Origin of the sequence: endosymbiont of unidentified scaly snail isolate Monju (assembly GCF_000801295.1) — a bacterium.
In the GTDB taxonomy this organism is placed as follows: Bacteria; Pseudomonadota; Gammaproteobacteria; order Chromatiales; family Chromatiaceae; genus MONJU.
Genome location: NZ_AP012978.1, coordinates 2,513,601 through 2,529,180, shown reverse-complemented (window position 1 = coordinate 2,529,180; position 15,580 = coordinate 2,513,601). Strand labels below are relative to the sequence as shown.

Sequence of the window (15,580 nt, the reverse complement as noted above, 5' to 3'; positions counted from 1 at the left end):
CCCCTTCCTGGTCCCCGCAAGCGGGGGAACTTGTTCGGGGGGGGCTCAGAGGTAATAGACCGATTTCGTCATCACCTTTGATGTCAGCTTCATCGCCAGCTTCACCGGTGCGGGCAACTCGGCGCCACCATGGCGCATGGCCTTCTCGCCGTGTTCGATCTCGTCGGTCTTCATCTGCTCGAGGATGGCGCGCGAGCGGCGGTCTTCGGGGGGGATCTCGTCGAGGTGAGACCGCAGATGGGCCTCGACCTGGCGTTCGGTCTCGCCGACGAAGCCCAGGCTCCAGCGGTCGCCGGCCAGCCCGGCCGTCGCGCCGATGGCCAGTGAGCCCGCATACCACAGGGGGTTGAGCAGGCTGGTGCGTCCACCCAGTTCCTCGATGCGTTGCTGGCACCAGGCGAGATGGTCGTTCTCCTCGTCGGCAGACTGCTCCATGGCGTCGCGCACTTCTGGATCACGCGCGGTGAGTGCCTGTCCCTGGGACAGCCCCTGGGCGCACACCTCGCCGGTATGGTCGATGCGCAGCAGGCGGGCGATGTGGTCGCGCTGGCGCTCGTCCAGCTCGGTCTCTTCGATGCTGTCGGCCGGATTGGGGCGGCCGGTGACTTTCGGCTGGCCGAACAGGGTGCGCAGGGCCTGGTCGAAGCCCAGCAGCAGGGTGTCGGCGGTGCTGTAGTGTCGATTGCTCATACGGGTGATTGTAGCGGAAATGGTGGTTGACCCGGATCTTTTGCCGGTATCCCGAGAATCGGTGAAGCATCCGGGCTGGGCAATGGCGCGTGCTCAGGCCTCCTCGAGTTGCCGTGCCAGCAGTTCCACCGGGTGCAAGACCTCGATCGACAGCCCGTGCGCCCGTGCGCCCTCGGCCAGGTGCAGGGCACAACCGATGTTACTGGTGAGCAGCAGCGCGGGGCGTTCGCGCAGCAGCTGGTCGAGTAGCGGCTGGCGCAGTCGTTCGGCCTGTGCGTGCCGGGTCAGCAGGTGCATGCCGGCTGCGCCACAGCAGCCGCCAGGCCGCCCCAGGGGGGGCCAGTCGGTCTCCGGCAGGCAATCGATCAGGCGCGGCAGATCGTCTCCCCGGCGCAGGCCGTTGGCCAGGGTGCAGGGGACGTGCAGGGCCACTCGGGTGTTCACGGGGGCAAAGCGCAGGCCTGAGTCCGGCAGCTCCCGGGCCAGGCGTGTGACGATGTCTTCGGGGCCGAGCTCGGGCAGGGTTTCGTGCAGTTGCAGGGCGCAGCCGCTGGCGATGGCGACCACGCCGTCGAGTCCGGTGAAGGCCCCGTGCAGTGCGTCGGTCTGGCGCACGGCGGTTGCCGGGTCGCCGTGGTGTGCGGCCAGGGCGCCGCAACAGGCCGCCGCGGGCGGGATCACCACCTCGTGGCCCAGGGCGTTGAGCAGGCGGATCGCCGCATGCAGCGCGCCGGCCTGCTGGGTCCCGGTCACGCAGCCGGTGAGCAGGCCCAGGCGGCTGCGCGGGGTCCCGGACGGGGCATAGTGGCCGGGTGCAGGCGCCGAACCGCTGCCCGGCAGGGCGCGCGCCAGTCGGGCCCGACGCCCAGGCAGTGGCAGGTGGCGGGCCAGGGCGAGCCCCAGGCGCGCCAGCGGGCGGTCGAGTGAGGGAGCAGCCTCGCCTGGCCCGAGTTCGTTGCGTGCGGCATCCATGATGCGACCGAATCTCACGCCAGATGGGCAATGGACCTCGCAGGCGCGGCATAACAGGCAGCGGTCCAGGTGTTCGCGCAGCGTGGCGTCGGGTGCCAGCATGCCGCGCAGCAGGCCCTCGGCGAGGGCAATGCGGCCGCGCGGCGAATCGGCTTCGTCGGCATACAGCCGATAGGTGGGGCAGTGCGGCAGGCAGAGACCGCATTTCACGCAGTGATCGGCGGCCTGCAGGGCGTTGTCGCGGTCGTTCATAGTGCTGGGATGGTTGCAGGGCGCACCAGTATAATGGCTGTCATCCCACAGCGAGAGTGAGGCAGCCGATGGGTCGCTACCAGTACCATGTTTTCTTCTGCACCAACCAGCGTGACGATGGCCGGCCCTCGTGCAATGACTGTGGTGCGCGCGAGGCGCGCGACTACGTCAAGCAGCGCTGCAAGGCGCTGGGCATCCACGGGGCGGGCCGTGTGCGCATCAACACCGCCGGTTGCCTGGATCGCTGCGAGCAGGGGCCGGTGATCGTAATCTATCCCGAGGAGACCTGGTACACCTACGTCGACCAGAGCGACCTGGACGAGATCATCGAGGAGCATCTACGCCACGGCCGGCGGGTGGAGCGCCTGCTCATCAACCGCGAAGACGCCATCTGAGACACCCCTCCGGGTTGCTGGACGTCGCTGAAGACCAACACGCAATGTGAACTGGTGCACTTGACAGCTGCACAGGAATATCAGAAACTTCTCACATACTGATTCATCGAGTCAGTACTCCTCCATCCTCCTTTGGCGGTTACATTTCGCGTGGCGCCCCCCGCCACGCGTTTTTTTTGCCTGCGTCGTACATCCCTGTGCGGGGGTTCACCGCGAGGACGCCATTCCTGCGAGGGGCTGGTCCTTTGGCGGCATGTTCGCGGCGGGGGTGCCGCTGCTGGACGCCGGAGATACGTTCTCGGGCCGAAGAGTGCCGAGGCGGTCGAAAGTGCTTGTCAAGCGCCGCCGGGGACGCTAATATTCGCGCCCTTTCGTGAAACCACTTGAACCCGAGTCCTGGTGGCCTGCGTGCAGGCCCCGCTGGAGCAGGAAAATGAAAACCACGGTCAGCGCCAAACCCGCAGAAGTCCGCCGCGACTGGTACGTCGTGGACGCCGAAGGCAAGACCCTCGGCCGTCTCGCCTCCGAGATCGCGCGTCGTCTGAAAGGCAAGCACAAGCCCATCTTCACGCCGCACGTGGACACCGGCGACTACATCGTCGTGGTCAATGCCGAGAAGATCCGGGTCACCGGCAACAAGATGAAGGACAAGATGTACTATCATCACACCGGTTACATCGGCAACCTCAAGTCGATCAGCCTGGAAAAGCTCCTGCAGAAGGCGCCCGAGCGCGTGCTCGAGACCGCCGTCCGCGGTATGCTGCCGCGCACCCCGCTGGGCCGCGCCATGATGAAGAAGCTGCGCATCTTCGCCGGCCCCGAGCACCCCCACCAGGCCCAACAGCCCAAGCCGCTGGATATCTGAGAGAGTCGTCATGGCAATGCAAGCGAACTACAGAACCGGTCGTCGCAAGACCTCCACTGCCCGCGTCTTCCTGTCGCCCGGTAGCGGCAAGATCACTGTCAACGGCCGCGCGCTCGACGAGTTTTTCGGCCGCGAGACCGCGCGCATGGTGGTGCGCCAGCCGCTGGTGCTCACCGACAACCTCAACAAGCTCGACGTCAAGGTCACCGTCAAGGGTGGTGGCAACACCGGTCAGGCCGGTGCCATCCGTCACGGCATCGCCCGCGCCCTGCTGGAATACGACGAGTCGCTGCGCGCCCCGCTGCGTCAGGCCGGTCTGCTGACCCGCGATGCCCGCATGGTCGAGCGCAAGAAGGTGGGTCTGCACAAGGCGCGCAAGCGTCCGCAGTACTCCAAGCGCTGATCCGCTGCCACGCGATCGCCCGAGCAGAGAAGGCCCCCCTTGTGGAGGGGCCTTTTGCATTTTGGGCGGCTCACCACAGAGGATACAGAGCACACAGAGATCATAGGGTGGCAGAAGCACAATTCTCGGCGTCACGTGGAAACCATGGTCAAGGCCCGATGTGGAACGGTCAGCACCGGACCGGAAGCGGGCGGCCATGAGCGCTTGCTGTCACAAGCTTTGGGCAAGCGAGGCACCCTGCAGAGAATCTCTCTGTGTGCTCTGTTCTCTGTGGTGAATTGCAGGTCGCCTCGTCGTGAAAGAGCCCCGAAGCCCCAGCATTCTTCGCTATCTGCATCGCCAATGTGTCCCAAGCCCTTGAATTCCCGTGATGTTGCAAAAAAGCCACAGCTCGTATGGTGGCGTGTTTTTTTTGCAAAGAAGGGCTTGCAATGTGTGGCTCGTCACACTACCATTGCCCGTGCAAATCAACCCATCAACCATTTGCGGGAGTTCTGAAATGAACAAGAAGCTTATCGCTGCTGCCATCGCCGCCGTCGTGGCCGCGCCGGCTGCTGTCGCCGCTGACACCACCCTGTACGGCAAGGCGCACGTCTCCATTCAGTCCAACGACAACAGTCCGAGCGACAACTACACTGTCAACAGCAACGCCTCGCGCGTTGGCATTAAGGGTTCCGAGGATCTGGGCGACGGCCTGAAGGCCATCTTCAAGTACGAAATGGGCTACAACATCTCCGACGGTGGCGCTGCAAGCACCCCGATCAGCGCGCGTAGTGCCTATGTCGGTCTGTCCGGCAGCTGGGGTACCTTCCTGGCTGGCCGTCACGACACCCCGGCCAAGGTGGCCTTCTATGCCTCGGGCACCGATTTCCTGGGCGACTCTGTCATCGATATGAACAAGATCGGCTTCACCGAAGTGCGTGCCGACAATGCCATCGCCTACATCTCGCCCAACATGAGCGGCTTCACCGTGGCCGCGGCCATCGTGCCGGGTGAGCAGAGCGGCGTGCGGACAACCACCACCGTCTTTTCCCCGATTGGGACTACCACCAACGCGCGCCACCGCAACACCAACTTCAACTCCGCCAACAATCTGGCCGATGCCTACTCTCTCGCCCTGATTTATGGCGGCGGCGGCCTGAAGGTCGGTATTGGTTATGAGGTCTTTACCGGCGACTTCAACGGAGGCGGTGCGGCAAAAGACCAGACCATGTGGCAGGTTGGCGCAAGCTATACCTTCGGTGACTTCACTGTCGGTGCCAACTACGAAGACAAGAGCGACATCGGTGTTGCCGGTGACGACCGTACTGTCTGGGGCCTGGCCGGTAAGGCCAACTTCGGCAACAACTTTGTCGTGATTAACTATGGTGAAAAAGATCCCAGTGGCGCTGCCAACAAGGTTAAGCGCTTCGGCATTGGTGTGGGCCACAAGTTCAGCAAGCGCACCCAGGTGTACGCTGCCTACGCCAACCAGAACAATCCGGTTGCGACTCCGGACACCAGCAACTTTGCACTGGGCATGATCCACACCTTCTGATCATCCGATCGGAATCTGTGACTCTCGACGGGGCCTTCGGGCCCCGTTTTTTGTTGGGGATGTCGTTCAGCCGCCTACCGGTGAATTCTTCGCGGCGAGAACACCGCTCCAGCCGCAGGGGTCCATCCCCGGGCCGAGTCTTCGCTGAATGCTGCCCGCAAGAAAATCAGATTTTTCCTACAAGCGCAGCAGCAATTTTCCGATGACTGCGGGAGATGTCGGGACGACAATGGTCGCGCCGTCAGGGATGAGTGGCTCGGGCAGGGAGGCCTGAGGCAAGGAGGCTGTCTCCAGGGATCGGAGAGTTTCCCGGCGGTAATACCCGCCCCCAGGGATGGGGGCGGGTTTTCCTCGTCGTGAAGAAAAACCTTCCGTAGTCAGGGCTCGATGACCTTCGGGCCTTCCGGGGTACCGAGAATGAGCACGTCGGCGCCGCGATGGGCGAACAGGCCCACGGTGACCACGCCCGCGATCTGGTTGATGGTGGTCTCGAGGTGGGCAGGCTCCATGATCTCGAGGTTGTGCACGTCGAGGATCAGGTTGCCGTTGTCGGTGACGAAGTTCTCGCGCCACACCGGGGCGCCGCCCAGCTTGACCAGCTCGCGCGCCACGTAGCTGCGCGCCATGGGGATGACCTCGACCGGCAGCGGGAAGGTGCCCAGCACGTCTACCAGCTTGGTCTCGTCGGCGATGCACACGAAGCGCTTGCTGGCCGCGGCGATGATCTTCTCGCGGGTGAGTGCGCCACCTCCGCCCTTGATCAGTTGCAGGTGGCGGTTGGATTCGTCGGCGCCATCGACATAGATCTCCAGGTCGCCGACGGCGTTGAGGTCCAGCACCGGGATGCCGATGGCCTTGAGCCGTTCGGTTGAGGCCTCGGAACTGGATACTGCGCCCTCGAAGCGGCCCTTGATGGGTGCCAGCGCGTCAATGAAGTGGTTCACGGTCGAGCCGGTGCCGATGCCGATGATGCCGCCGTCCGGCAGATACTCCAGCGCGGCCTGCGCCGCAAGCTTCTTCATTTCGTCCTGGTTCATGGTGTTTGTCCTGCCTGAAAGGGATGGCTGGAAACTTACCATTATACGGGGCGACCTGCCATGTTGGCCCGGTCGGTGAACTCCGACAAGCGGTTATGCCGTATCATGGGCGTTCGATCGTAAAGAATACAGAGACTGTTCATGCCCCGCTGTTACATCGAAGAGATCCTGCGCGCTCGTGTCTATGACGTGGCGTGTGAGACCCCCCTGGAGCCGGTGCGTCGCCTGAGTGACCGCCTGGGTTGCAACATCCTGCTCAAGCGCGAGGATGCACAACAGGTGTTCTCGTTCAAGCTGCGCGGCGCCTACAACAAGATCTACAGCCTGGACGAGGCGGCGCGTGCCAAGGGAGTGATCGCGGCCTCGGCCGGTAATCATGCACAGGGGGTGGCGCTGGCGGGACGCGAATTGGGTGTGCCGACCACCATCGTCATGCCCACCACCACGCCGGGTATCAAGGTCGATACGGTGCGCCGCCTGGGGGGCAAGGCGATACTGTATGGCGATTCCTACGACGAGGCCAATGCGCATGCCTTGAAGCTGGCCGAGGAGAAGGGGTTGAGCTTCATTCATCCCTTCGACGATCCCAAGGTGATCGCTGGCCAAGGCACCATCGGCATGGAGATCCTGCGTCAGCATGCCGATCCCATCGAGGCGATCTTCGTGCCGGTCGGTGGTGGTGGTCTCATCGCCGGCATTGCGGCCTATGTGAAGCATGTGCGCCCCGAGATCCGCATCATCGGCGTGGAGCCCGAGGACGCCCCCACCCTGCATGCGGCGATGCGTGCCGGTCGGCGTGTGAGCCTGAAGCAGGTCGGCCTGTTTGCCGATGGCGTGGCCGTACGCCAGATCGGCAAGGAGACCTTCCGTGTGGCGCGCAAGCTGGTGGACGAGGTGGTGCTGGTGAGTACCGACCAGATCTGCGCGGCGATCAAGGATATCTTCGACGACACCCGTTCAGTGGCCGAGCCGGCCGGGGCGCTCGCGGTGGCGGGTATCAAGCAATACGTGGCCGACAGCGGCATGAAGGACCGGACCCTGGTGGCCCTGCTCAGCGGAGCGAACATCAATTTCGACCGGCTGCGTCATGTCGCCGAGCGTACCGAGATCGGTGAGCAGCGCGAGGCCCTGCTGGCAGTACAGATTCCCGAGAAGCCCGGCGCCTTCCTGCGTTTCTGCCGCGTGCTCGGCAAGCGTGCCATCACCGAGTTCAACTACCGCTACGCCGACGACCACGATGCGCAAGTGTTCTGCGGTGTGGAGTTGCGCGAAGGTGCGCAGGAAAAGGAGCGCCTGCTCGCCCAACTGCGCGACAAGGGGTACTCGGTGGTGGACATGACCGACAACGAGACGGCCAAACTGCATATCCGCTACATGGTGGGCGGGCACGCGCCCCAGGCGGTCGATGAACGGGTGTACCGTTTCATGTTTCCCGAACGTCCCGGCGCCCTGCTGGACTTCCTGTCGGGCTTGTCGCGCGGCTGGAACATCAGTCTGTTCCACTATCGGAACCACGGAGCCGCCTATGGTCGCGTACTGGTTGGTATCCAGCTGGCAGTCGGCGAGCGCAAGGCCTTCGAGTCGTACATGAAGGAACTGGGCTACGACTACACGGAAGAGACTGACAACCCCGCCTACCGGTTGTTTGCCTCGGGCGGTTGAGTCGCAGCCATCCACGAAAAAGGCCCGGCATCATGGCCGGGCCTTTGGGGTTTGAGCGACAGCGCCTGCCTGTCAACGCTTCTTGCGTGGAGTCACCTTGCGCGGGCGGGGCGTCACCTTCTTGCTGACCTTTTTCTTTGTGGTCTTCTTGGCGACCTTCTTCTTTGCCGTTTTCTTTGCAACCTTCTTCTTGGCGACTTTCTTGACTGCCATCACTCCCCTCCAGCGGTACAGTTGGATTCGATCTTGGCAAGAGTATAAACAACGAAAGTGAAAATGCCAGACTTCTCGTCTTGTCAAGTGACGTTTACGACAGACGCCGTCGGCGCCTGGTGTGTGCAGGCGTGCGATCGCCGCATTCTCCAACGAGCAAAAGTGGTTTGATTTCTATCGGATCAGGTGTGACAAGCGACACAAGCTGTCGGTGTCACGATCATGTGTGGTGATACGTCCCAGGGCGCAACCGGCAGGTCTTCGCAGCGTTGAGCATCGTGCGCCAGCCCGATCAGCAAGGGGCGGCGCAGTAGCCGACGCCCGCGGGTGAAGGCCAGGGTGCGATCGTAGAATCCGCCGCCCATGCCGAGCCGATGGCAATGGCGATCGAAGCCGAGCAGCGGCATCAATATCAGGTCCATCCATTGTGCACCGCGCCGCAGTGCGATGTCACAAGGCGGTTCGGGGATGCCAAAACGATTCGCCACCATGGGCATGTCGGGTGTCCAGCGCATGAACCACAGGCGGCTAGGCAGAAAGGGATGCAGCACGGGCAGGTAACAGGCCTTGCCCATCAGGTGCGCCATGTACAACAGCGGCATGGGGTCGATCTCGCCCTTGCTGCCGACATAGGCCGCGACATGGCGGGCGCGTCGAAAGGCGGCAAGACGACTGACGCGGGAGTTGACGGCAAGCGAGGCACGTTGCCGGGTAACCGGGTCCAAACCGATGCGCCATAGCCTCAGCTGGCGGCGCAGTTCCTGGAGTTCGCTGGAAGGGCTGGATGGAGACATGATCGGGCGTGTTGAAAGAGGGGCATCCCCCACCTGTGCCGATGCCGGCCGTGATCCTTGAACCGAGAGGTTCAAGAGGGACCGAAACGGGGCCTCAGGCTTTCCGCTCGGTGGCGGACATACACACCAGCCGCCGTGCAACGATCCCGAAGTGCGTAAGCATAGGCTCAAAGGAATAACTGGCCTGCTGTCGTACACTGCAGGGGATGCCTATAGATCAGACTAAACCTGACCCGGTAAAAGTACAAGGGGTGACCGGGTGCGTTGCGGCCTGGGAACGAATTCGGCCCGGGGGCGGACCACCTGCCCGCAGGAGCGGCGCCCCTGCGGCGAACGGTTCGGCCCGAGGACGGACCTCCTACGGGTAGGAACGACGTCCTCGTCGCGAATATTCGGCCGGGCCTCCGGCAGGGTAGGCGGCCTCCCCGCCCCGAACATCCCGCTGCGCGGGGCGAAGAATCAAAGCTCGAGCTGGGCGCTGTCGTTGAGCGCCACCTCGATGCGTTCACGCAGGGCGCGGATGCGCTTGTTGGCGGTGCTGGCCGCGGTGTCGGCATTGTGTTCGCGCGCCAGCAGTTCGTGGGCGATGTTCAGCGCGGCCATCACCGCAATGCGGTCGGTGCCGATCACCTTGCCGGTGCCGCGGATCTCCTTCATGCTCGCGTCGAGAAAGCGCGCCGCCTTGAGCAGGGCCTCTTCGTCCTCGGGTTCGCAGCCGATGCGGTATTCCTTGCCAAGGATGGTGACGGCCACGGCGTTGCGCTTGCTGCTCATGAGGTGGCCTCGATGGTCTTCAGGCGTTCGATCAGGGATTCGACGCGCACCCGTGCCGCGGCATGATTGCGCATCAGCCGGTCCCGCTCGGCGGAGAGCTGTTCCAGCTCGGCGCGCAGGGTCTTGTTCTCGTCCTTCAGGTGTGCGCAGGCACGGATCAGTTCCTCGACCCGTATCTCGAGGGCGCGCAGGTCTTGTTCCTGGATGGGGCTGTCGCTCATGGTCCCGATTCTAGACGGCTTTGCGCCTGGTCGCATCCTGCGGCTTGCGGGTTCTTGCCGGGGTTCGCACTGGCCCCATGCTAACATTCATTTCCTCGATGCAAGCAACAGGGTCGCAGCGTGTCAGCCACTGAACTCCCCGATTACCTGGCCACCTTCGATGCCATGCGTCGCGTGGGTCTGAGCTTTTCGCCCAGCGAGGCGCAGGGTATCGCCGCCGGTTTGCTCGCCGGCGACGTGCGCGAGCCGGAACGCCACTGGGCCGAGGCCCTGTACGCCGATTTCACCGAGGGTGACGCCCTGGCCGCGGAAGCGCGCGCCTTGCTCGATCGCCTCTACCAGGCCACCGAGGCGCAGCTGGCCGATGCCGGTTTCGCGCTGGATCTGTGGCTGCCCGGCGAGGCGGTGGAGGCCGAGGGCTACAACGTGACCGAGGGTCTGCGCGACTGGGTGCAGGGTTTTCTCTACGGCTTCGGTCTGGCCGGCGAGCAGGCCAGCCGCGAGCGCCTGAGCGACGAGGGGCGAGAGGCCCTGCACGACCTGTACGAGATCGGTCGCCTGGCGGTACCCGAGGGCGCGCTCGATGAGGAAGAACAGCAGGCGCTGGCTGAACTCGAGGAATACATCCGTGTGGCGGTGATGACCCTGCACTCGGACATGCATCGCCGCGAGCCCACCGCTGAGGTGTCGCATGAGATCCACTGAGTTTGCACGCCGCCGGCGTCAGCTGATGCGCATGATCGGCAGGGATGCCATTGCCATCCTGCCCACCAATCACGAGCAGGTGCGCAACCGTGACGTGTACTATCCCTTCCGCCCGGACAGCGACTTCTACTACCTGACTGGCTTCTCCGAGCCCGAGGCGGTGGCGGTGCTGATGCCAGGCCGCCCCCAGGGCGAGTACCTGCTGTTCTGTCGCGAACGCGATCCCGAGCGTGAACAATGGGACGGACGGCGTGCCGGGCTCGAAGGTGCAGTGGCAGACTATGGCGCCGACGACGCCTTTCCCATCGACGACCTGGATGACATCCTCCCTGGCCTGCTCGAGGGTCGCGAGCGGGTGTACTACGCCATGGGTACCAGCAGTGACTTCGATCAGCGCGTCTCCGGCTGGCTCAAGCAGTTGCGCGAGCGCTCGCGTGCCGGGGTGGGGGTGCCGACCGAATTCATCGCCCTGGATCACTACCTGCATGACATGCGGCTGTACAAGAGCCGCAGCGAGATCGCGGTGATGCGCCGCGCGGCAAAGATCTCGGCGGCTGCTCACCGGCAGCTCATGAAGACCTGTCGCCCGGGCCTGCCCGAGTACCGCCTGGCCGCCGAGTTTGCCTACCAGTGCGCGCAGCGTGGTGCCACCGAGCTGGCCTACCCCAGCATCGTCGGTGGCGGCGATAACGGTTGCATCCTGCACTACGTGGAGAACGCCGACCCGCTGAACGACGGCGACCTGGTACTCATCGACGCTGGCTGCGAGCTGGAATGCTATGCCTCGGACATCACCCGTACCTTCCCGGTCAACGGCCGCTTCAGCGAGCCGCAGCGTCAGCTCTACCAGCTGGTGCTCGACGCTCAGCTTGCGGCCATCGACAAGGTACGCCCCGGCAACCACTGGGGCGACCCCCATCGCGCCGCGATACGTGTGCTCACCCGCGGGCTGATCCGCCTGGGGTTGCTCAAGGGGTCGCTGGCGCAGAACCTCAAGAAGGAGAGCTACCGCAAGTTCTACATGCACCGCACCGGTCACTGGCTGGGGCTTGATGTGCACGACGTGGGCGACTACAAGGTGGATGGCCACTGGCGGGTGCTCGAGCCCGGCATGGTGCTCACCGTGGAGCCCGGGTTGTATATCCCGAGGGGTATGAAGGGCGTGGCCAAGAAATGGCAGGGTATCGGCATCCGCATCGAGGACGACGTGCTGGTGACGCGTGACGGGCCGGACGTGCTCAGCCGCGATGCGCCCAAGACCATAGACGAGATCGAGGCGCTGATGGCATGAGCGACACCCCGGCCCACGATCTGCTCGGTGCCTTGCGCGTGGCCGAGGGCGTGGACTGGATCGCCCCGGCGCAGGTGGTCGCGGTGCGCGCCGATGTCGATCGCGCGTGCATCACTGTCGAACAGGACGGCAAGCGCACCGAACTCGAGGCCGCCCTGCTGGTGGCTGCCGACGGCGGGCGCTCCTTCGTGCGTGAGGCACTGGGCCTGCCGGTGGTGAAACGTGACTACGGCCAGTCGGCCGTGGTTACCAATGTCACCCCGGAGCGGCCGCATCGCAACGTCGCCTTCGAGCGCTTCACCGAGGAGGGCCCCATCGCCCTGCTGCCGATGACCGGGGGGCGCTGTGCGGTGGTCTGGACGGTGCCCGACGAGCGAGTGGAGTCGGTGCTGGCGCTGGACGACGCGGCGTTCCTTGCCGCCTTCCAGGAACGTTTCGGTCATCGCCTGGGGCGTTTCCTGCGCGTTGGTCGGCGCGATGCCTACCCGCTGAAACTGCTGCGCGTGCGTGAGGCGGTGCGCGGGCGCGTGGCGCTGGTCGGCAATGCCGTGCTCGCCGGCTACGAGGCCTGGCGGCTGGACGAGCAGCGCAAGATGGGGCAGGCCACAGACGGCCTGGCGCGGCTGTTCGCCAACCCGCTGCCGCCGCTGCGCCTGGCGCGCAATCTCGGCATGCTGGCGCTGGACCTGTTCGCGCCCGCCCGCCATGCGCTGGCGCGCACCGCCATGGGTCTGCACGGCCGGCTGCCACGCCTGGCCCTGCTCGAGCGCACCGAACCGGCGCTCGACTGGCCGGCCGACAGCTACGACCTGCGTGTCTCCGCGCTCACCCGCGCCTCGGAGACGATGCTCCGCAACCTGGGGGCCTGGGCTGGCATGCGTGTCTGTGCCTACGAACGCATGCGTGTCTGGGATGCGCGCGGCTTCGGCGAGATCGCCTTCGATGCCGCGGATATCGGCGAGCCGAATCTGGGGCACATCGTCGAGAACCGCGAGATCGTCGCCGCCCTGTGGCGCGCTATCAGGCAGCGGCCGGAGATCGAGGTCGTGACCGGGCAGGAGATCGCGGCGCTGGAAGAAGACGGCCCGGCCCTGCGCCTGGGCGACGGTCGGGTGTTGCGCGCGCAACTGCGCGAGCTGGCCGGCATCGGTTTGAGCGCCCGTGACTACGATCAGTATGCCGTGGTGGCCACGGTGCGCCCCGAGGCGGGCAACCGAGCCACCGCCTGGCAGCGCTTTCTGCCCGAGGGCCCGCTGGTGCTACTGCCGTTGCGGGATGACCTGTTCTCCATCGTCTGGTCCATCACCCCGGCCGAGGCGGCAGCACTGGTCGAAGCGACGCCGGAGGACTTCGCGCAGCGCCTCACCCTGGCCTCGGAGCGCTGCTGTGGCGAACTGGCGCTGGTCGATCCGCAGCGCGCGGCCTTTCCGCTGCGCCTGCAACGAGCGACCACCTATGTGCGCCCCGGCATCGCTCTGGTCGGCGACGCCGCACACGTCATCCACCCGCTGGCGGCGGGACAGGGTGTGAACCTCGGCCTGCTGGATGCCGGCGCCCTGCTCGACGTGCTGGGCGATGCGCGCTCGCGCGGGGAGCCGCTCGGGGCCTTGGGTGTGCTGCGCCGTTACGAGCGGGCGCGCAGGGGCCACAACCTGGCCGTGCAGATGACCATGGATGCTTTCAAGCACCTGTTCTCCAATCGTAACCCGGCCCTGTACCTGGCACGCAACCTCGGTCTGGGCCTGGCCGATCGCATTCCGCCCCTGCGTCGCCAGTTCGAGCGCATCGCCCTGGGTCAGGGTATCGAACTGCCCAGCCTGGCGCGCGACGAGAGCGATACTTGCCGCTAGCCCGGATTTTCACCGGCATCCCGATTCCGGCGGTTTCTCGCTCGCTGTGGCTTGGTTTTCACTCAAGCGATAGCACGGCTATCGCTTGAGTGAAAACCAAGCCACAGCGAGCGAGAAACCGCCAGAATCGGGATAGAACAACGCGGGGGACAAACTGTAACCGGCGACTGGCCTCCCTTTTTGCCGTTTTTGTTCGATCATTCCGCCTTTTGGGGCGAGAGCGTTGTTCGGCCGGTGAAATATTCGGGCTAGCCACGGGCGTGTTTGGAAGGCGCCTGTCCTGGCGTTCAGCGGCAGGGCATGGCCAGCCAGTCGTCGAGACGCTGGTGGGCCTCGTCGATACCCCAGCGCTTGAGCGAGGAGAAGGTCTGCACGCTGAAGTCGGTGCCGAACTCGCGCAGGGCCTCGCGCACCTGCGCCAGTGCGGCATCGGACTGCTGCCGGTTGAGCTTGTCGCACTTGGTGAGCAGGACGTGTACCGGCAGCGGGATGGCATTGGCCCAGGCCAGCATCTGCAGGTCGTAGGGCTTGAGCGGGTGGCGGGCGTCCATCACCAGCATCAGGCCGCGCAGGCAGGCGCGTCGCTCCAGGTAGTCGGCCAGTGCACCCTGCCAGTCGTGCTTGAGATCCTGCGCGACCTTGGCATAGCCATAGCCCGGCAGGTCGACCAGGCGACGTTCGGGCAGCACCTCGAAGAAGTTGAGCAACTGGGTGCGCCCCGGGGTGCGGCTGGTGCGTGCCAGGCCGCGATGGTCGCACAGGGTATTGATGGCGCTGGATTTGCCAGCGTTGGAGCGGCCGGCGAAGGCGACCTCGAAGCCCTCGTCGGCCGGAGCCTGGGCCAGCTTCGCGGCGCTGGTCAGGAAGTGGGTCTGGCGATAGCGGGGGTTCACGCCCGGTTCCACTCTCCCGACTTGCCGCCGGACTTCTGTTCCAGCCGTACCTGATCGATCTGCATGCCGCGATCGACCGCCTTGCACATGTCGTAGATGGTGAGCAGGGCGGTCTGCACCGCGCACAGCGCCTCCATCTCGACACCGGTCTGGCCGCGGGTCTCGGCGCGTGCCTCGGCGCGGATCAGTGACGCGGCCTCGTCGGGGGTGAAGTCGACGCTCAGGTGGGTGAGCGGCAGGGGGTGGCACAAGGGGATCAGTTCGGCGGTCTTTTTGGCGGCCATGATGCCGGCAATGCGCGCGATGCCGAGTACGTCGCCCTTCTTGTGCCCGCCCTCGAGGATCAGGCGCAGGGTGGTCGGCTGCATGCGGATCAGCCCCGAGGCGATGGCCACGCGGTGGGTCTCGGCCTTGTCGCCCACATCCACCATGTGGGCCTGGCCGCGGGCGTTGAAATGCGTCAGTTCGTCAGTCATGCGTTAACGGTTACGCGGTCACGGTACTCCAGGCTCTTGGGTACCTCGCGCGGTTCGAAGGTCATTGTGTCCAGATCGCCCAGCACCCAGATGGCTGGCGCGGTGCCCACGCCACCGATGGTGCCGGGGTTGACTACCCAGGTGACACCGCCCTGGCAGTTGACGATGTCACGAATTTCAACCTTGTGGCTGTGGCCACAGCATACCAGGTCCCAGTCGCCGGTAGCGGCCATGGCGTAGGCGTAGTGCGGATAGTGGACGATGAAGACGCTGCGCCCGCCCAGTTCGATGCCGGCGTCCATGCCGTGATAGCGCACCAGACTGCCGGGCTTGTGCGCCAGCCGCGTGAGTGCGTGCAGGTCGCCGGTGTTATTGCCGTGGATGACGTGCACCGGCAGTTCGTGCTTCTCGAGGCAGCGCAGGGTACTGGGGGCGACCAGGTCGCCGGCGTGCAGCACCGCCTCGGCACCGGCCGCGCGCGCATCGGCCACCGCGGCGTCGAGCAGCGGAATGTGGTCGTGGCTGTCGGACAGGATGCAGACCTTCATGT

Annotated in this window: 18 protein-coding genes and 1 other RNA gene; 8 read left to right on the top strand and 11 right to left on the bottom strand. The window is 65.0% G+C overall.

Annotated features, from left to right (window positions below):
• Nucleotides 1-45 precede the first annotated feature (45 nt).
• A complete protein-coding gene (gene coq7, locus EBS_RS12260) occupies nucleotides 46-690 on the bottom strand; it encodes a 2-polyprenyl-3-methyl-6-methoxy-1,4-benzoquinone monooxygenase (protein ID WP_043108932.1) in 645 nt (214 codons plus the stop codon).
• 93 nt (nucleotides 691-783) lie between these two features.
• Entirely contained in the window at nucleotides 784-1,914 is a 1,131-nt protein-coding gene (locus EBS_RS13220) for a (Fe-S)-binding protein (RefSeq protein ID WP_052199579.1), read from the bottom strand.
• 68 nt (nucleotides 1,915-1,982) lie between these two features.
• Here EBS_RS13220 and EBS_RS12250 point away from each other — a divergent pair, with 68 nt between their 5' ends.
• The 4 genes from EBS_RS12250 (at nucleotide 1,983) to EBS_RS12235 (ending at nucleotide 5,114) form a co-directional block, all read left to right on the top strand.
• A complete protein-coding gene (locus EBS_RS12250) occupies nucleotides 1,983-2,309 on the top strand; it encodes a (2Fe-2S) ferredoxin domain-containing protein (protein WP_043108931.1) in 327 nt (108 codons plus the stop codon).
• Nucleotides 2,310-2,742: 433 nt separating this feature from the next.
• Nucleotides 2,743-3,174, top strand: coding sequence for a 50S ribosomal protein L13 (rplM, locus tag EBS_RS12245; RefSeq protein WP_043108930.1), 432 nt, complete (start codon nucleotides 2,743-2,745; stop codon nucleotides 3,172-3,174).
• A 10-nt stretch (nucleotides 3,175-3,184) separates the two neighbouring features.
• On the top strand, nucleotides 3,185-3,577 hold the full coding sequence (gene rpsI, locus EBS_RS12240) for a 30S ribosomal protein S9 (RefSeq protein ID WP_043108929.1): 393 nt from the start codon (nucleotides 3,185-3,187) through the stop codon (nucleotides 3,575-3,577).
• A gap of 499 nt (nucleotides 3,578-4,076) precedes the next feature.
• Nucleotides 4,077-5,114 carry a porin gene (locus EBS_RS12235; protein WP_052199578.1) on the top strand — a complete coding sequence of 346 codons (1,038 nt, stop codon included), beginning with the start codon at nucleotides 4,077-4,079 and terminating at the stop codon, nucleotides 5,112-5,114.
• A gap of 377 nt (nucleotides 5,115-5,491) precedes the next feature.
• On the opposite strand, the gene rpiA is transcribed toward EBS_RS12235, so the two are convergent.
• Nucleotides 5,492-6,151, bottom strand: coding sequence for a ribose-5-phosphate isomerase RpiA (gene rpiA, locus EBS_RS12230; RefSeq protein WP_043108928.1), 660 nt, complete (start codon nucleotides 6,149-6,151; stop codon nucleotides 5,492-5,494).
• Between the two features lie 141 nt (nucleotides 6,152-6,292).
• Between rpiA and ilvA the strand changes: the two genes are divergently transcribed.
• Entirely contained in the window at nucleotides 6,293-7,813 is a 1,521-nt protein-coding gene (gene ilvA / locus EBS_RS12225) for a threonine ammonia-lyase, biosynthetic (protein WP_043108927.1), read from the top strand.
• 72 nt (nucleotides 7,814-7,885) lie between these two features.
• Here ilvA and EBS_RS14375 read toward each other — a convergent pair whose 3' ends face one another.
• The 5 genes from EBS_RS14375 to EBS_RS12210 all read right to left on the bottom strand — a co-directional run bounded on the left by EBS_RS14375 (nucleotide 7,886) and on the right by EBS_RS12210 (nucleotide 9,815).
• Nucleotides 7,886-8,026 (bottom strand): hypothetical protein, encoded by a 141-nt coding sequence (locus EBS_RS14375; protein WP_171816253.1) that lies wholly within the window; start codon nucleotides 8,024-8,026, stop codon nucleotides 7,886-7,888.
• A gap of 182 nt (nucleotides 8,027-8,208) precedes the next feature.
• Nucleotides 8,209-8,820: a 5-formyltetrahydrofolate cyclo-ligase gene (locus EBS_RS12220; protein WP_043108926.1), complete on the bottom strand. Its 612-nt coding sequence runs from the start codon at nucleotides 8,818-8,820 to the stop codon at nucleotides 8,209-8,211.
• 22 nt (nucleotides 8,821-8,842) lie between these two features.
• Nucleotides 8,843-9,029: non-coding RNA, 6S RNA (gene ssrS, locus EBS_RS13330), on the bottom strand.
• Between the two features lie 250 nt (nucleotides 9,030-9,279).
• Nucleotides 9,280-9,594, bottom strand: a complete 315-nt coding sequence (locus tag EBS_RS12215) for a cell division protein ZapA (protein ID WP_043108925.1) — start codon at nucleotides 9,592-9,594, stop codon at nucleotides 9,280-9,282.
• Nucleotides 9,591-9,815, bottom strand: coding sequence for a TIGR02449 family protein (locus EBS_RS12210; RefSeq protein WP_043108924.1), 225 nt, complete (start codon nucleotides 9,813-9,815; stop codon nucleotides 9,591-9,593). Before EBS_RS12210 ends, EBS_RS12215 begins: the two co-directional genes overlap by 4 nt.
• Nucleotides 9,816-9,935: 120 nt before the next feature.
• Here EBS_RS12210 and EBS_RS12205 point away from each other — a divergent pair, with 120 nt between their 5' ends.
• From EBS_RS12205 to EBS_RS13770, 3 genes are read left to right on the top strand one after another with little or no spacing between them, the layout of a single operon-like run.
• The gene (locus EBS_RS12205) at nucleotides 9,936-10,520 is read left to right on the top strand and encodes a UPF0149 family protein (protein ID WP_052199577.1); all 585 of its coding nucleotides are present in this window, start codon (nucleotides 9,936-9,938) and stop codon (nucleotides 10,518-10,520) included.
• Nucleotides 10,507-11,811, top strand: a complete 1,305-nt coding sequence (locus EBS_RS12200; protein ID WP_043108923.1) for an aminopeptidase P N-terminal domain-containing protein — start codon at nucleotides 10,507-10,509, stop codon at nucleotides 11,809-11,811. The genes EBS_RS12205 and EBS_RS12200 overlap by 14 nt, the downstream gene beginning before the upstream one ends.
• The gene (locus EBS_RS13770) at nucleotides 11,808-13,661 is read left to right on the top strand and encodes an FAD-dependent monooxygenase (RefSeq protein WP_081999963.1); all 1,854 of its coding nucleotides are present in this window, start codon (nucleotides 11,808-11,810) and stop codon (nucleotides 13,659-13,661) included. Before EBS_RS12200 ends, EBS_RS13770 begins: the two co-directional genes overlap by 4 nt.
• 287 nt (nucleotides 13,662-13,948) lie before the next feature.
• On the opposite strand, the gene yihA is transcribed toward EBS_RS13770, so the two are convergent.
• The 3 genes from yihA to EBS_RS12180 are packed head-to-tail and all read right to left on the bottom strand — an operon-like array spanning nucleotide 13,949 to nucleotide 15,578.
• Complete coding sequence (gene yihA, locus EBS_RS12190) at nucleotides 13,949-14,554, bottom strand: ribosome biogenesis GTP-binding protein YihA/YsxC (protein WP_043109829.1); 606 nt, start codon at nucleotides 14,552-14,554, stop codon at nucleotides 13,949-13,951.
• Complete coding sequence (moaC, locus tag EBS_RS12185; protein WP_043108922.1) at nucleotides 14,551-15,030, bottom strand: cyclic pyranopterin monophosphate synthase MoaC; 480 nt, start codon at nucleotides 15,028-15,030, stop codon at nucleotides 14,551-14,553. Before moaC ends, yihA begins: the two co-directional genes overlap by 4 nt.
• Entirely contained in the window at nucleotides 15,027-15,578 is a 552-nt protein-coding gene (locus tag EBS_RS12180) for a metallophosphoesterase family protein (RefSeq protein ID WP_043108921.1), read from the bottom strand. The genes moaC and EBS_RS12180 overlap by 4 nt, the downstream gene beginning before the upstream one ends.
• Nucleotides 15,579-15,580: the final 2 nt, after the last annotated feature.

Excerpts from the sequence above, each read along its gene's own strand:
- EBS_RS12250 (WP_043108931.1), top strand. The coding sequence starts at position 1,983 with ATGGGTCGCTACCAGTACCATGTTTTCTTCTGCACCAACCAGCGTGAC.
- EBS_RS14375 (WP_171816253.1), bottom strand. The coding sequence starts at position 8,026 with ATGGCAGTCAAGAAAGTCGCCAAGAAGAAGGTTGCAAAGAAAACGGCA.
- EBS_RS12235 (WP_052199578.1), top strand. The coding sequence starts at position 4,077 with ATGAACAAGAAGCTTATCGCTGCTGCCATCGCCGCCGTCGTGGCCGCG.
- EBS_RS12200 (WP_043108923.1), top strand. The coding sequence starts at position 10,507 with ATGAGATCCACTGAGTTTGCACGCCGCCGGCGTCAGCTGATGCGCATG.
- EBS_RS12220 (WP_043108926.1), bottom strand. The coding sequence starts at position 8,820 with ATGTCTCCATCCAGCCCTTCCAGCGAACTCCAGGAACTGCGCCGCCAG.
- ilvA (WP_043108927.1), top strand. The coding sequence starts at position 6,293 with ATGCCCCGCTGTTACATCGAAGAGATCCTGCGCGCTCGTGTCTATGAC.
- rpiA (WP_043108928.1), bottom strand. The coding sequence starts at position 6,151 with ATGAACCAGGACGAAATGAAGAAGCTTGCGGCGCAGGCCGCGCTGGAG.
- EBS_RS12210 (WP_043108924.1), bottom strand. The coding sequence starts at position 9,815 with ATGAGCGACAGCCCCATCCAGGAACAAGACCTGCGCGCCCTCGAGATA.
- coq7 (WP_043108932.1), bottom strand. The coding sequence starts at position 690 with ATGAGCAATCGACACTACAGCACCGCCGACACCCTGCTGCTGGGCTTC.
- EBS_RS12180 (WP_043108921.1), bottom strand. The coding sequence starts at position 15,578 with ATGAAGGTCTGCATCCTGTCCGACAGCCACGACCACATTCCGCTGCTC.
- rplM (WP_043108930.1), top strand. The coding sequence starts at position 2,743 with ATGAAAACCACGGTCAGCGCCAAACCCGCAGAAGTCCGCCGCGACTGG.
- EBS_RS13770 (WP_081999963.1), top strand. The coding sequence starts at position 11,808 with ATGAGCGACACCCCGGCCCACGATCTGCTCGGTGCCTTGCGCGTGGCC.
- rpsI (WP_043108929.1), top strand. The coding sequence starts at position 3,185 with ATGGCAATGCAAGCGAACTACAGAACCGGTCGTCGCAAGACCTCCACT.
- EBS_RS12215 (WP_043108925.1), bottom strand. The coding sequence starts at position 9,594 with ATGAGCAGCAAGCGCAACGCCGTGGCCGTCACCATCCTTGGCAAGGAA.
- moaC (WP_043108922.1), bottom strand. The coding sequence starts at position 15,030 with ATGACTGACGAACTGACGCATTTCAACGCCCGCGGCCAGGCCCACATG.
- EBS_RS13220 (WP_052199579.1), bottom strand. The coding sequence starts at position 1,914 with ATGAACGACCGCGACAACGCCCTGCAGGCCGCCGATCACTGCGTGAAA.